General features: G+C 35.6%; 7 protein-coding genes. 3 read left to right on the top strand and 4 right to left on the bottom strand.

Translation table 11 applies throughout. The features are described from left to right. The first annotated feature begins 33 nt into the window (after positions 1-33). Both ACFS3A_RS14010 and ACFS3A_RS14005 read left to right on the top strand, forming a co-directional pair. Positions 34-3861 carry a T9SS sorting signal type C domain-containing protein gene (locus ACFS3A_RS14010; RefSeq protein WP_379826221.1) on the top strand — a complete coding sequence of 1276 codons (3828 nt, stop codon included), beginning with the start codon at positions 34-36 and terminating at the stop codon, positions 3859-3861. A gap of 454 nt (positions 3862-4315) precedes the next feature. Then, positions 4316-10891 (top strand): T9SS sorting signal type C domain-containing protein, encoded by a 6576-nt coding sequence (locus tag ACFS3A_RS14005; protein WP_379826220.1) that lies wholly within the window; start codon positions 4316-4318, stop codon positions 10889-10891. A gap of 42 nt (positions 10892-10933) precedes the next feature. On the opposite strand, the gene ACFS3A_RS14000 is transcribed toward ACFS3A_RS14005, so the two are convergent. The 3 genes from ACFS3A_RS14000 to ACFS3A_RS13990 form a co-directional block, all read right to left on the bottom strand. Continuing rightward, entirely contained in the window at positions 10934-11800 is an 867-nt protein-coding gene (locus ACFS3A_RS14000; protein ID WP_379826219.1) for a cupin-like domain-containing protein, read from the bottom strand. Positions 11801-12022: 222 nt separating this feature from the next. Then, positions 12023-12460, bottom strand: a complete 438-nt coding sequence (locus ACFS3A_RS13995; RefSeq protein WP_109190997.1) for a hypothetical protein — start codon at positions 12458-12460, stop codon at positions 12023-12025. Positions 12461-12575: 115 nt separating this feature from the next. Beyond that, positions 12576-13505: a bifunctional riboflavin kinase/FAD synthetase gene (locus ACFS3A_RS13990; RefSeq protein WP_379826218.1), complete on the bottom strand. Its 930-nt coding sequence runs from the start codon at positions 13503-13505 to the stop codon at positions 12576-12578. A 191-nt stretch (positions 13506-13696) separates the two neighbouring features. Between ACFS3A_RS13990 and ACFS3A_RS13985 the strand changes: the two genes are divergently transcribed. Then, positions 13697-16372, top strand: a complete 2676-nt coding sequence (locus tag ACFS3A_RS13985; protein WP_379826217.1) for a zinc-dependent metalloprotease — start codon at positions 13697-13699, stop codon at positions 16370-16372. A gap of 79 nt (positions 16373-16451) precedes the next feature. On the opposite strand, the gene ACFS3A_RS13980 is transcribed toward ACFS3A_RS13985, so the two are convergent. Next, positions 16452-17135 carry a ComF family protein gene (locus ACFS3A_RS13980; protein WP_379826216.1) on the bottom strand — a complete coding sequence of 228 codons (684 nt, stop codon included), beginning with the start codon at positions 17133-17135 and terminating at the stop codon, positions 16452-16454. Between the last annotated feature and the right edge of the window lie 35 nt (positions 17136-17170).

The raw sequence follows: 17170 nt of genomic DNA, 5'->3' as shown, positions 1-17170 counted from the left end.
AAAAAAATACTTCATTTACTAATTTTTATTTTTGTGTTTGCTCCCAATGAAAGCCTTTTTGCACAGCAGGGTAAAGTAGATATTACCTTTAACACAAAAGATGACGGACAAAACGGAGACGGTTTTAACGCTGCAGTCAGAACACTTCTTTTACAAAAAGATGGCAGTTTGATTGTGGGTGGAGATTATTTAAGTTTAAATGGATTTCCTGTTTCCTATATAACCCGTCTGAATCCTGATGGATCAATTGATGACAGCTTCAATACAGGAACTGGTTTTAACGGAAAAGTTTATGCATCGTATTTACAAGAAGATGGTAAAATTATTCTGGGAGGAAGTTTTACAAGTTACAATGGAGTTAGTGCAGGAAGACTTATTCGTTTAAATCCTGATGGCTCTTATGACGAAAGCTTTAATACAACTATTGGAGCAACAACAGGAATTATTTATGATATTGACTTACAATCAGATGGTAAAATAATTATTGTAGGGAGTTTTACAAAATACACTAATGCTACAGTTAATCGGGTAGCGCGTTTATTGCCGAATGGTGCACTCGATTCTTCCTTTTTGACCGGTTCGGGTTCGGCTTTAAATATTACGCATGTTCGTGTTATTTCAGGTCAAAAAGTGATTCTTACAGGAAATTTTACAACATTCAATAATACTTCCGCTAATAGAATAATTCGCTTAAAAGATGATGGAAGTTTTGATTCGGATTTTAATTGCGGAACCGGATTTAATGATGATATAAATGCGATTGCTTTGCGTCCGGATGGAAAGATTGTTTTGGGAGGTAATTTCACTATGTATGATGATGTCACAGCCAACAGAATAATTTGTTTAAATGAAGACGGATCGAGAGATGATAGTTTTCAAACGGGTACAGGTTTTAGTAAGGAAGGTGTTCAGGTATTAAAAATTAATGCAAATGGAGATATTATGGCAGGAGGATCTTTTACTGGACTTTATAACGGCAATGAAGTCAACAGACTTGTCTTTTTAAGTGCCAATGGAATATTGAAATCGGATTTTGATATTGGTACAGGACCGGCATCAGCTTCAGTTTTGTGTTTAGAAACTGATGATGAAGGATCCTGGTTCGTGGGTGGTTCTTTTTCTGTTTTCGATGGACTTAATCAAGGAAGATTGGCTAAAATTAGTAGCGAAGGAGAACATGATATTGCTTACCTTTCTTCGGGAATTGGATTTGACAATTCTGTTTTTAGTATTTTACCTCTGCCGGATAAAAGAATAATTATTGGAGGTAATTTTAAAAAGTTCAACGGGGAATCAGCCTCCAGAATTACCTGTCTTTTAGAGAACGGATCTATTGATTTTTCTTTTAACCCTGAAAAATCAGGTGCTAACAACGTAGTAAAAACGACAGTATTACAAGCTGATGGAAAAATCATTACGGGAGGGAATTTTACAAAATATAATGATGTCACAAGTAACAGAATTGTTAGAATAACTCCCTCCGGAGAAATCGATTATTCTTTTAATATTGGGGATGGATGTAATGGACAGGTTTATTCATTAGCGATTCAGAATGATCAAAAAATAGTAGTCGCAGGCAATTTTACAAAATACAATGGTTCAGCTTTAAATGCAGGCAGGATTATCAGATTGCTTCCGGACGGATCAAAAGACCCAAGTTTTAATATTGGTTCAGGTGCTGATGGAATTGTTGATACTGTAGTACTGCAACCGAATGGGAAGATTCTGGTTGGAGGTCATTTTAAAACCTTTAATGGTTTGTCTTTTGCCGGTTTGCTGCGTCTAAATTCTGATGGAAGTATAGATACAGGTTTTAATGTACAACAAGGTTTTGACAAATATGTTTTTGCTATTGCAGTTCAGTCCGATCAAAAAATACTTGTTGGAGGCTCTTTTTTAACTTTTAACGGAATTTCACAAAAGAGAATACTGAGATTAAATAACGATGGAAGTCTAGATCCAACTTTTGAGTCAGGCACAGGTTTTAGCAAAGGAGACGTTCGTAGTATTTTACTACAACCCGATGGAAGAATACTATTGGGAGGCGCTTTTTCAGGAACCTATAAAAATGTGGCATCTTCAAGACTTATCCGATTAATGCCTTCAGGAGGTTATGATAATTCTTTTTCGGCGAATTTAAATAATACACTTTTCGCAATGAATTTTACAGAAGATTACAGATTGTTAATTGGAGGGAACTTTAATTCTGTCTCAGGTGTTTCAAAACATAGAATTGCCCGTTTGAAGCTTTGTGTAAATACTACAATCTGGAATGGAATTTCCTGGTCAAACGGCTTCCCGTCAGTAGGAAAAGATGTTTATTTCAAGGAAGATTATTCAAATTTAACCACAACAAATATTTGCGGTTGTAATATTGATCAGGGCAAAATAGTTGTAATACCAGAGAAAAATACATTAGAAATAGAGTTTGCCTATACAGGTCTGGGAACTTTGGTTTTAGAGAACTCTGCCAGCTTGTATCAAACAGATGATGACATGGTTAATACAGGAATTATTCATTTAAAAAGAAAGACAACACCTGTAATGCGATATGATCTAACATATTGGTCTTCGCCTGTAAATGGTCAGAAGTTATTTGATCTTTCACCGGAAACTCTTTACGATAAATATACCTGGTATGATCCTCTTAAGGGGTGGACAATTAATTACAGAGGAACAATGATAATGGTACCGGGACAAGGTTACAATATTAGAGCACCTCAAAATTATTCGCTTAAAGAACGGGTTATATTTGAAGGAACCTTTAAAGGGATTCCAAATAATGGTAAAGTAGAACTTGATTTTGAAACGGCAAATCGTTATTATTTAGTTGGAAACCCATATCCTTCTGCTATAAGTGCAGATGCTTTTTTGAAACAGAATTTGGGTAAAACAAAAGGAGCAATTTACTTCTGGACCCATAATCAGCCTCCGTCAAATTATGAATATTCTAATGATGGTTTTGCAGCTTACAATCTTTTGGGAGGAATCGGGACAAGACCTTCTTTAAATTCCGGTGTAAGCAATGAAGCTCCGGATGGTAATATAGCTTCAGGACAAGGCTTTTTTGTGGTAAGTAATGTAGTTGGAACTCTTGAATTTAACAACAGTATGCGAGTTTCAGGAAATAACAGTACTTTTTTTAAACCAGCTAAGAATTTAAAAGTTCTAAGTCAGGAACAGGAAGATAAATATCGTTTTTGGTTAAATCTTGCTGATAATCATAATGGATTTAGACAGATCTTGCTTGGTTATGCAGATGAAGCTACAAATTATATTGATCTAAATTATGATGCAGAATTTTTAAGCTCAGATCAGGGGTTAGATTTTTATAGTATTACAGAAAATAAAAAATTAACCATTCAGGGAAGAGCAAAACCTTTAATTGAAAGTGATGTAATTGTTTTGGGATACAAAGCATATACAAAAGGGACTTTTTATTTAGAGATTGATCATCAGGACAGTTTTTTTGATAAAGTTACTATCTTTTTAATTGATAAGGCTCTAAATAAGGTGCACAATCTCAGTGAACTCCCTTATCAGTTTGATTCGGACTCAGGAATTTTTAATAATCGTTTTTCTATAACTTATACTAATACTAATCTGGGAATTTCAAAAGAGGCTAAAGAATTGGATGATACATTTATATCGGTCAAAAATCAAATAATTACTATTAAATGCCTAAATGAAAATATTAGAAAAGTGGAAATTTATGATGTTTCCGGAAAGCAATTGTACAAAAGAGACAAGATTGAAACAGACAAAATTGATATTCAGAATTTAATTTCTTCTCACCAGGTTTTAGTCGTCAAAGTGTTTTTTGAGAATAGTAACTCTATTTCAAAGAAACTGATTTTTTAGCGGATTAAATTTTAAATTTTATGAAAGCCTTTTACAAAGTTGTGAAAGGCTTTTTTGTTATTTAATGTGTTGATATTTAATTGTTTATTGTTTCTGTTTTTAATAATTAACAGTTTTTTCTTATTTTTTGTATTTTACTAGTTTTAACTGTTAAAATTATATGTTTAATACTACATTATGAATTTCAATGTAAATAAAATCGTACCTTGTTATAATATTTAATCGACTAAATGCAATAAATCTCGATTAAATGATCTTTTACAAGCCTTGTTTGATTCTATTTTTATCTGTCCAAAAACAACTTTAAGAGTGTTTTTTTATTTGCCTTCAGTTGATTGTAAAAATGAGTAACTTTTTAGATTTAGATCCCCGCTAAGTTTCCAAGTATGCTACATTTTGCGATTAATCTTGTTTGAGTTTGAATTTATTTTTTCAATTACTAAAATGCCACAAGATGAAAAAAGATTTACTTACTACATTGAATTGCTTTTGTTTTACCAAACTTCAAGTTAATATCAAAAGGCAATCAAACTTTGCTTCCTTTTACCAATTAAGATACTTTTTAATTTTACTTGTTTTTTGTGATGCTTTACAAGCACAAACCCGTGTCCATCCATTTCCTGCAAATGGGGCATTAATTCTCCCAGCGGGAATAGATGAGGTTATAGTAGAAGGATGGGGAGCAGGTGGAGCAGGTGGAGCAGCTTCAACTGGATTTTTAGTTGGAAGAAGCGGCGGCGGCGGCGGCGGCGGAGCTTATGCAAAAGCAACGATTACTACTTCGACCCCACAAACTTTGCAGGTCAATGTTGGAGGACTAACTGCTGGCGGAGGTGGCAATGGTGCTGCTGGTAATCCATCTTATATAACAGGATTTAACTCTAGTTTCTATGCAACTGGTGGGCTTGGTGGTAATGCTTATATTGCGGATGGTGCTAATCCGAGTGGTGGACTAGGTGGTGGACAAGCGGGTACTACAGCAGTAGTAGGTGGTCAGGCAGCATTAGCTGGTCAAAACGGTGGTAACGGTGCAATTAGTGTAGCTGGTTTACTTCTTACATCTGGGGCTGGTGGTACAGCTGGAAATCCAGGTGTAGGATTAGGTGGAACTGGAGGTCTTTCAAGAAGTGCTGCAGTTTTAGGAACTGCACCGGGGAATCCAGGAAATAATTATGGAGGCGGAGGTGGGGGAGCTATAAGTGCAGCTGGTGTACAAAATGGAGGAGATGGGGCAAGAGGACATATGATACTTACCTATACTTGTAAAACCTATAGTCTTACAGGAATTTCAGCTGCAAATGTCTGCATTCCTAATGGAACAACTTCGTTAGTAAAGTTAACAGGTAGCTTGCCGAAAGGTACTTATACAGTGACATACAGTACAAGTATCCCTGTACAAAATAATCAAACAACAACTATGACAGTTAACAATGCTGGAACAGGAGAGTTTACAGCAATGGGACTTAATACTCCGGGTAACAGCACTATTACTGTTGTTTCTTTAGCTTCACAAGATTGTTCTTCTACACTTAATGGAAACAATCAAATCCCAATAGTTGTTGGTACAACTCCTACTATTACATTAGGTTCAATTGCGGCTAAATGTGCCAGTACAAGTATACAAAGTACTGCATTGAATTATAATGCTACAACAAATTCACCAACTTTATATAGTATTACATGGAATGCATCTCCATCAAACAATTTTTTACCTGTTACTAATGCAGCTTTACCTGCCAGTCCGATTAATATTGCTATTCCTGCAAATACACTACCAGGGACTTATACAGGAACTTTGAATGTAATTAATGCTGCTGGTTGTGTCTCTTCGGGCTATAATTTTAATGTTGTTATCAATCCAAATCCGACCATTGGAACTTCAGGAACTGTGGCGGCGGTTTGTCAGAGTACTTTGGCTCAGACGACTTCTCTAGCTTATACTGCTACAACTAATACGCCAATAAGTTATTCTATTGCATGGACAGGACTAACTAGTCAGGGAACAACTACTTTTGCTTTTACAGCCGGAACAGGTAGCATAAATAATATTGCTGTTCCAGCCAATGCTTCAGCAGGAACTTACAACGGAGTAATGACAATTTTGAATGCAAATGGTTGTTCAGCAACTCAAAATGTGTCATTAACCATAAATCCTCGTCCAACTATAGCAACCTCAGGAACAATAACGCCTGTCTGTCAGAGTGCTTCAGCTCAAACGACTTCTTTAGGGTATACCGCTACAACTAATTCACCAATAAGTTATTCAATTGCATGGACAGGACTAGCTAGTCAGGTATCGACCAATTTTGCTTTTACAGCCGGAACGGGAACCATTAATAATATTATTGTTCCTGCTAATACGGCAGTAGGGACTTACAACGGAGTAATGACAATTTTAACGGCAAATGGTTGTTCAGCAGCTCAAAATGTATCGCTAACAATTAATTCAAATCCGACTATTGCAACATCAGGAACAATAACCCCTGTCTGTCAGAGTGCTTCAGTGCAAACTACTTCTTTAGCATATACAGCTACAACTAATTCACCAATAAGTTATTCTATTGCGTGGACAGGGCTAGCTAGTCAGGGAACAACTACTTTTGCTTTTGCAGCCGGAACAGGTAGTATAAATAATATTACTGTTCCAGCCAATGCTTCAGCAGGAACTTATAACGGAGTAATGACAATTTTGAATGCAAATGGTTGTTCAGCAACTCAAAATGTGTCATTAACCATAAATCCTCGTCCAACTATAGCAACCTCAGGAACAATAACGCCTGTCTGTCATAGTGTTTCGGCTCAAACGACTTCTTTAGGGTATACCGCTACAACTAATTCACCAATAAGTTATTCAATTGCATGGACAGGACTAGCTAGTCAGGTATCGACCAATTTTGCTTTTACAGCCGGAACGGGAACCATTAATAATATTATTGTTCCTGCTAATACGGCAGTAGGGACTTACAACGGCGTGATGACAATTTTAACGGCAAATGGTTGTTCAGCAACTCAAAATGTATCGCTAACAATTAATTCAAATCCGACTATAGCAACTTCAGGTACAATAACCCCTGTCTGTCAGAGTGCTTCAGCTCAAACTACTTCTTTAGGGTATACCGCTACAACTAATTCACCAATAAGTTATTCAATTGCATGGACAGGACTAGCTAATCAGGTATCGACCAATTTTGCTTTTACAGCCGGAACGGGAACCATTAATAATATTATTGTTCCAGCTAATGCTTCAGCAGGAACTTATAACGGAGTAATGACAATTTTAACGGCAAATGGTTGCTCAGCAACTCAAAATGTATCGCTAACAATTAATTCAAATCCGACTATTGCAACCTCAGGAACAATAACGCCTGTCTGTCAGAGTGCTTCAGCTCAAACGACTTCTCTAGGGTATACCGCTACAACTAATTCACCAATAAGTTATTCAATTGCATGGACAGGACTAGCTAGTCAGGTATCGACCAATTTTGCTTTTACAGCCGGAACGGGAACCATTAATAATATTATTGTTCCTGCTAATACGGCAGTAGGGACTTACAACGGAGTAATGACAATTTTAACGGCAAATGGTTGTTCAGCAGCTCAAAATGTATCGCTAACAATTAATTCAAATCCGACTATTGCAACATCAGGAACAATAACCCCTGTCTGTCAGAGTGCTTCAGTGCAAACTACTTCTTTAGCATATACAGCTACAACTAATTCACCAATAAGTTATTCAATTGCATGGACAGGACTAGCTAATCAGGTATCGACCAATTTTGCTTTTACAGCCGGAACGGGAACCATTAATAATATTATTGTTCCAGCCAATGCTTCAGCAGGAACTTACAACGGAGTAATGACGATTATGAATGCAAATGGTTGCTCAGCAACTCAAAATGTATCGCTAACAATTAATTCAAATCCGACTATTGCAACCTCAGGAACAATAACGCCTGTCTGTCAGAATGCTTCAGCTCAAACGACTTCTTTAGGGTATAGCGCTACAACTAATTCACCAATAAGTTATTCAATTGCATGGACAGGGCTAGCTAATCAGGTAACAACTACTTTTGCTTTTGCAGCCGGAACAGGTAGTATAAATAATATTGCTGTTCCAGCCAATGCTTCAGCAGGAACTTACAACGGAATAATGACAATTTTGAATGCAAATGGTTGTGCCGCAATTCAAAATGTGTCATTAATCATAAATTCTCGTCCAACCATAGCAACTTCAGGAACAATAACATCTGTTTGTCAGAATGCTTCGGCGCAAACTACTTCTTTAGCATATACCGCTACAACTAATTCACCAATAAGTTATTCAATTGCATGGACAGGACTAGCTAGTCAGGGAACAACTACTTTTGCTTTTGCAGCCGGAACAGGTAGTATAAATAATATTGCTGTTCCAGCCAATGCTTCAGCAGGAACTTACAACGGCGTGATGACAATTTTAACGGCAAATGGTTGTTCAGCAACTCAAAATGTATCGCTAACAATTAATTCAAATCCAACTATTACAACTGCGGGAACAGTAGTGGCAGTTTGTGAGAGTACTTTTGTACAGACTACTTCTCTGGCATATTCTGCTACAACAGGATCACCATTAAGTTATTCAATTGATTGGGACGTATTAGCAGATCAGGGTGCGACAGCTTTTACTTTTAGTTCCGGATCCGGGAGTGTTAACAATATTACTGTTCCGGCAAATACGACCGCTGGAACTTATACAGGACTAATGACAATTTTTACATCAGCTAATTGCTTTGCAACTCATTCCGTTTCATTAACAGTTAATGCTAATCCAACAATTGCAACAACAGGGGTGTTTAGTGCAGTTTGTCAAAGTGCTTCTGCTCAGTCAACGACCTTAAATTATAATTCCACAACAGGATCACCGGTTAATTATGCAATAGACTGGATTGCATTGACAGATCAGGCAGCAACACCGTTTCCTTTTAGCTCGGGATCAGGAACTATTATAAATGTGAGTGTTCCTGCTAATACGCCAGCCGGAACTTATAATGGTGTAATGACAATTTCGACTGCAAACGGATGTCCTGTAAATCAAGCCGTTTCTTTAATTGTAAACGAAGTATCTCCTACGCCGACTGTTACAGTGACACAACAGCCTAGCTGTCAGGATAATTCAGGAAGTATAACCATTACTTCTCCAGCTGCAGGAGCAGGGTATTCTTATACTATAGACGGAATTGATTTTACAAATACTACAGGAGTATTCACTGGTATTGCTCCTGGAGTTTATAATGTAAAAGTGAGAAATACAGTATCAGGCTGCGAATCTTTAGCAACACCAATTACAATAAATACATTTTCTACTAAAACATGGAATGGAAGTGATGATGCCAACTGGGGAAATCCTGCAAATTGGACTCCAACAGGTGTTCCGCTCGCTTCTGATTGTGTTGATATTCCAGACGTAACCATTAACCCGATTATTTCAGGCACAAACGGAAGTTTTTTTGCCAATAGATTAACTATAGAGAATGAAGGTTCTTTGATAGTTGAAGGAACAAATACGATTACTGTTACAAATGAAGTTAAAGTATTAGGTAATGGTATTTTTATGTTCGAAAATAATTCAAGTTTGGTTCAGGTGTCAAACGCTGTTAATGTTGGAAATATTATTTATAAGAGAAATACACAACCAATGAGACGTTTTGATCTTACACATTGGTCAACTCCGGTTAAAAGAGTTCCTGCATTTACTTTGTATGATTTAACTCCAGCTACATTATACGATAAATTCTATAAGTTTGATCCTGTTGCACAATGGGTAACCATCTTTAGAGGTGTGGAAGAAATGGAACCGGGAAGAGGTTATAGTGTGAGGGCACCACAGCCTTATAGCACAACTATGCCTCAGATTTATAATGCTCAGTTTATTGGCGTTCCTAATAACGGAAACTTTTTTGGACCGGAGGCTGTTGCAGAAAAATACAATCTTTTGGGGAATCCTTATCCTTCAGCCATTTACGCAGATCAATTTATTTATGATAACCAGGCAAATATTTACGGAACAATATACATCTGGACACATAACACGTTACCACAGCAAAGTGTTCCGGGAGAACATTACTTGTACTATAGTAATGACGATTATGCAATTTATAATTTATCAGGTAGTGTTGTTATTGGAAGCATGGTAGGAGATTCTGCTCCAAATCCGGGTAATCAAAGTGTACCAAAAGGATATATTGCAGCAGGTCAGGGATTTTTGGTTAAATCACGAGCAAGTCAAAAATCTATTTTTACAAATTCAATGCGTGTAGCGGGAGAAAATAGTCAGTTTTATAAATCGGGTAATTTGACTGCTATTGAAAGACACCGGGTTTGGTTAAATATGTCAAACACACAAGGCGCATTCAAACAACTTTTGATTGGGTATGCAACCGGAGCTACAAATTCCTGGGATAACAATTTTGATGGAGTGAGCCTCGATGGACATCCGTTTATTGATTTCTATAGTGTAAATGAAGGAAAAAAACTTGTAATTCAGGGAAGAGCACTTCCTTTTACGGTATCTGATACAATCCAGTTAGGATATAGGTCAGCTTTGCAAGGTGAGTTTACCATAGCTATAGATCATGCAGATGGAGATTTAACTAATCAGGTTATTTATTTGAAGGATAATGTGACAAATAAAATACATAATCTTACCACGGGAGGTTATACTTTTACAACAGCTATAGGAGTTTTTCAAAAACGTTTTGTGTTGCGCTACACAGATCCTAATGATACTTTAGGAAATGAAGAGTTTACTAATTCTGAAGGAAGTATTTTTGTTTCGGTAAAAGATAAAAACATTAAACTACAATCTTTTTCAGATAATGAAAATCTGGAAGAAGTCTCAGTTTACGATTCCGGAGGTAAGATGTTATACAATAAAAAAGCAATTGACAGCAAAGAATGGCTTATTACAAATTTAAGGTCCGGACCACAAGTTTTATTGGTCAAAATAAAATTAGATAATGGCCAAACGGTGACAAAGAAAATAATCTATAACTAATAAAAAAGCGGTTGAAAATAAAACTCAACCGCTTTTTTATAATTATGCTGTATGTCTTAGCTTTTCATGTGTATTTGTGATCGCTTTTTCATTCTTATAATCAATCCATTTCTGGCCTTTTATTTTTCGCATCATAATATCAAAATGACGCATGATAAAAACATTGTATGCAGCTTTGGATAAATTAACAATGTTCTTTGGAAAAGCACGAAGACTCATCGAAAATCCCGGAGATAAATATTTCATATAATGCCAATATCCTTCGGGCATATAAAGCATTTCGCCGTGTTTGAGATTGGTTATAAAGCCTTCCGCATTTTTCAGGGCAGGAAATTTTTCGTAATCAGGATTGTCAAAATCAATGTCTTCCCTTGAAATTAAGGCGTGAGGGACTTTATACATATATTTGGATTGATCGGGAGCAAAAATCATACACTGTTTTTCCCCATGAAAATGAAAATGCAGAATATTAGAGTAATCGATATCGTAATGCATAAATACTCTTGCATTTTCTCCTCCAAAAAATAACATTGGCAGTTGTTTGACCAATTTCAAGCCAATGTCGGGCCATAAAAAATCATTTTTCAGGGTTGGAACATCTTTCATTAAATTATAAAGAAAAATGCGGTAATTGGTAGGTTTTGATTCTAAAAGATGGATATAATCACTCATTTTCATTTTTAAATGAGCCTGATTAAATCCCTCTTCGTGATTTACAGGACGATCATCGTATAAAGGAACTGTAATGTCGCCTGCAATAGTATTAATATAGGATAATTTCCATTTTTGATAAGCTGGCCAGTCTTCGGTCAGTTCTTCAACAACAACGGGAATTTGTTTTTTTACATATTGGGAAATAAAATCTTCTTTAGAGATTTTTTTGACCCTTTCTATTTGTTTTAATTTCATTTTCTAATAAAAAAAAATTGCTTATATCTCTGTGGTACAAGCAATTTAAAAATATTTATCGAGAAATATGAACTCTTTTGACTAAATTTTTGATTTGAAAGAAGCTTCAATGTTTCTTTTAATTATATGTTTTGGACTGTACCAAAAAGAAACACTCAAAATCATAAAATTTAGTAATTCTATGATTTTGAGTGTTCAAATATTTGTTTTTATTCTGATTAATTAATCGGCCGCATACTTATTGTTCCAGTAAAGCATCATCATTAAAGTTACAATTACAGAGGAAGCAATTCCTTCAAATAATAAACAAATGCAATAAGTGGGTACAGATGGATTTCCGCCAAACATAAATGTTTCAGATAAAGTCCTTACATAAGCATCTCCGCCTCTAGCGTAACTATAGACTAATAATCCAAACACGCTCAATGACACTCCAACAACTGAAGTAGCCATTGCAGAAACAGCATTTGATACAAAATTAGTTTCTCCCTCATGAAGGTTCATCTGCATTGTCCTGTTAACACCGTAAAATATAAAGAATACATTAAGTGTTCTCAAGTAAAACAAATCTGCTAAACCCAAAACATTCATCAATAAAAAATAAATGCCTATTCCGAGAAAAATCAAAAAACCGTTGGTAATTTCTTTAGGTAGTTTCATAGTGGTTACTTTTAAAGAAGTTAATAGTAAATATTTGAAAAACAGTGTTCTATCAAATTTACAAAAAAAGTAACTACGATGATTTAAAAATAGTAAAAACTATTGGTTTCGATTTTTAAAGAAGATTTATAAAAGCCAAAGCTTCATTTTGATCTTGATTAAGCTGTGCTTTCAAAGCATCAACAGAACCAAATTTTTGCTCTTCACGAATATAACGAAGCAATGAAACTTTGATGTTTTGATCATAAATATCTTTATCAAAATCAAAAAGATGAACTTCGATTGTCTGTCTTTCTCCATTAACAGTTGGATTAAAACCAATGTTCATCATACCATAAACAACTTCGTTATTTACAACCGCTTTTACCACATAAACACCAATTTTTGGAATCAATTTATAATCTTCTTCAATATGAATGTTTGCAGTTGGGAAACCAATTGTTCGGCCCAGTTGTTTTCCTTTTACAACTGTTCCGTTAAGGAAATAATCGTATCCTAAATATTCATTTGCCAAAGCCATATTGCCTTCGTTTAAAGCTTTTCTGATTTTGGTTGAACTTACTGAAACATCCTGAATTTCTTCGGCAGAAATTTGCTCTACTTCAAATCCGTATGCTGCGCCAAAAGCAATTAAGTCATCAATATTTGCAGTTCGGTTACGTCCAAAACGATGATCATGCCCTATGATTATTTTATGGATTTGAAACTTATCTACTAAAATGGTATGAACAAATTCTTCAGCAGTCAGTCTTGAAAAACTTTCGTTAAAAGGATGAACAATTAAATTTTGTATTCCGGTTGCTTCCAGAAGTTCTGTTTTTTCAGTGATCGTATTAAGCAGTTTTATTTCTGATTTTTCCTGAAGAACCATTCTTGGATGAGGGAAAAAGGTAAGAACCAGACTTTCGTATTTCCCGTTTTCAGTATTTTGTGTTATTCTTTCCAGAATTTTTTTGTGACCAATATGTACGCCGTCAAAGGTACCAAGAGTTAAGATTGTTTTCTTGGTTGACTGAAAATCGTTTATAGAATGAAAGAGCTTCAAAACAAATTATTTAAGATGCTGCAAATTTATACTATTCTGTTTTAAATTTAATACTGCAAAATTGAATTTTAGCCAACAACTAATTTCTTTTTGTGAAAATAAGCCCACTCGTCGATCAAATTACATTAATTGTCTTATATATTGCACAATCTAAATTAATTGAAGTAATTTTGATGTAATAACTTAGAGGTATGAAAAAACAATTACTTTATATATTTTTTATTTTCTGCTGCCTGCAAGTAAGCGCTCAAAATGATGTTTTGTGGCAGAAAGTAACTTCTTCTTCGTCGCTTTCGCAAAAAGCAAATGTTTCCGATGCGGGAAAACGGTATTATAGACTAAATGCAGATTTGCTTAGCGCCAAACTGGCTTCAACAACAAGTAAATTGGCGCCAAATGCTGAAACAGAAATAACGATTCCAAATACTGATGGAACATTAGAACGTTTTTCAGTTTGGGAATCTTCCAATTTTGATCCGGAATTACAGGCAAAATATCCTGAAATTAGAGCTTACCAAGGAAGAGGAATTGATGATAAAAATGCTAAAATCCATTTTAGTGTTGCGCCAATGGGAATGCAAACTATGGTTTTTCGAGGGGATAAACCAACAGAATATATTGAACAAAATCCGGATAATAAAGCAGAGTATGTTTTGTTTAAATCGACAGACAATACGGCTTCTAAATCGCGTTTAGAATGCAAAACAATCAATGCTATTTCTGAAAATAAATCTTCTGCTACTGCCAAAACGGCTTCCAGTGCCAAACAGTTTAAAACATTTCGTTTAGCTTTATCCTGCACAGGAGAATATGCTGCTTATTTTGGCGGTACAAAAGAAGGAGCATTAACAGGAATGAATGCTACATTGACAAGAGTGAATGGGATTTTTGACAGAGATCTTTCTGTACGAGTAGTTTTAATTGCAAATAATGATGCGGTTGTTTACACCAATGCTTCTACAGATCCTTATTCTATTGCTGCTGATGGAGCAAAAGAGGGAGGAACCTGGGGACAGGAAGTTCAAACTACTTTAACTAATGTAATTGGAAATGCAAATTATGACATTGGACATTTGTTTGGTGCTTCTGGAGGCGGTGGTAATGCACATTGTATCGGCTGTGTCTGTGTAGATCCAACTTCTTCACAACCTTATGGAAAAGGAAGTGCATTTACTTCACCGGCAGATAGAAGACCACAGGGAGATACTTTTGATATTGACTTTGTAGCTCATGAGATGGGACATCAATTAGGAGGGTCGCATACTTTTTCGTATGTACTTGAAGGATTAGGAACAAGCTACGAACCAGGCAGTGGTTCGACTATCATGGCATATGCCGGCGTAACAGATTACGATGTGCAGGATAACTCCGATGATTATTTTTCATATGCAAGTATTAATCAGATTCAGAATAACTTAGCAACAAAGACCTGTCCGGTTTCTACTCCAATAACAAACAATCCACCAATAATAGATGCAGGTGCTGATTATACAATTCCTATTAGTACACCATTTGTTTTAAGAGGAACAGGATCAGATCCTGAAGGGAATAGTATAACTTATACCTGGGAGCAATATGATAATGCAATTACTACTTCGGGAGCAAACAGTATTGCCTATGCAACCAAACCAAATGGTCCGATGTTTAGATCGCTGCCACCGACAACTTCACCAGTTCGTTATATGCCGGCTTTGAGTTCGGTTTTGAACAATGCTTTGACTACAACCTGGGAATCGGTTTCGTCTATAGCCAAAACTATGAATTTTACTTTGACAGGAAGAGACAATGCACCAAGCGGAACAACTCAGACTAATACAGATGCTATGGTAGTAACCGTTAATGCTGCTGCCGGACCTTTTGTTATAACTTCACAAAATAATGGAAATGTAGCATGGGAAAAAGGATCGGCGCAAACTATTACCTGGGCGGTAAACAACACCAACACACTTCAGGGGTCATCTAATGTGAATATCAAATTATCTTTGGATGGAGGATTAACATTTCCGGTTACTTTGGCTTCGGGGACTCCAAATGACGGTTCGGAAACAATCTTAGCTCCGTCAGACCTTGAGGCATCTACTAATTGCAGACTTTTGATAGAGCCTGAAAATAATATTTATTATGCAGTAAACAGTACTCCTTTTGCAATTGGATATTCTATTGCAACAACTTGTTCTACTTATAATTTTGAGGGAGGTTATTCGACAGGTAACGGCTCAACGTTTACCAATAAAACGGTTAATGTTCCGTCTTCTACAGGAACAGTTTCAGATGTAAATGTTTCTGTGAATGTTACACATGCAAGATTTTCAGATTTGGAAATGCAGATTGTAAGCCCAAGCGGAACAGTTGTAACTTTGTTCAATAAAAGCTGTGGAACTACAAATTCAACATTAGCACTTCAGTTTGATGACAGTGGAACAAGTTTAAACTGTGGTACAACAACAAGTCAGATTGTTGTTCCTGCAAGTGCTTTAACTGCTTTCAATAACGAAAATGCACAAGGAACGTGGACTTTTGGAGTTCGGGATAACGTTACAGGAGCGTTAGGAACAATAAATTCGGCTTCGGTTACTATTTGTAATAAGACATATACACTTGGGAATTCTGATTTTGAAAATGTTGATTTTACTTTATTTCCAAATCCAAACAAAGGAAATTTTACAATTCAGTTTAGCAGAGATTCTGTAAAAGAAGTAAAAGTCTATGTTCATGATATTTTAGGGAAATATGTTTATAGCAACACTTTTCAGGGTTCAGGATATTTTATTCAGGATATTCAATTGCCAAATGTACCGTCTGGACTTTACCTGGTTACTGTTACTGACGGGGAAAGAAGAGTCATAAAGAAAATATTGGTAAACTAGTTTGTTAAAACCTAATATTTTAAATTCCAAATTAAGCATTTTATTGGGATTAGGAATTTAAAAGCTTGAAGTTTTATTGTTATGAATGTGCCATAGCGATACAGATAATACTAATTTTTGCTCCGGGAATTTTTAACAGTGCTCTGGAACAGGCTTCGAGTGTTGCACCGGTTGTAAGAACATCGTCAACAATGAGAAAATGTTTATTCTGAATTTCTTCTGTCAAAACTGCATCAAAAATATTTTCAATGTTTTCAGATCGTCCTAAAAGATTTTTTTTGGATTGTGTTTTAGAATATTTTTTTCTGTATAAAACAGAATCGTTATAGGGAATTCTTAGACCTTCGGACAAAGCCTTTCCAAAAGTGCTAACCTGATTATAACCGCGTTCCCTAAATTTTTTTGGATGTAAAGGAACAGGAATCACTATTTCAAAAGGTGTTTCTGTCTTTAGTTTTTTTAAATCTTCGGCATACCAGTTTCCTAAAACAGTTCCGATTTCCTGATGCCCTTTATATTTCAGGTTGTGAATAAGTTCCTGAACCATTCCTTTTTTATTGAAATATAAAAAAGCAGATGCAAATTGAATCTCAACTTTACCGTAAAACTTTTTTACAGCTTCATTTTTTGGATCTAAATGATATTGAGTCAGAGGCATTTCGTGTCGGCATGAAGTGCAGAAAACAGTTTCATTTTGCAGTAAAAGAACCCGACATCCACTACAGACTTTCGGAAAAAACAGATTTATTAGATAATTAATCACGAAAAGAAAGATTTTATTTACGAAAATAACAAAAT

It is taken from the genome of Flavobacterium notoginsengisoli (genome assembly GCF_042686225.1).
Taxonomy (GTDB): domain Bacteria; phylum Bacteroidota; class Bacteroidia; order Flavobacteriales; family Flavobacteriaceae; genus Flavobacterium; species Flavobacterium notoginsengisoli.
This window is presented reverse-complemented; position numbering and strand designations above follow the sequence as displayed.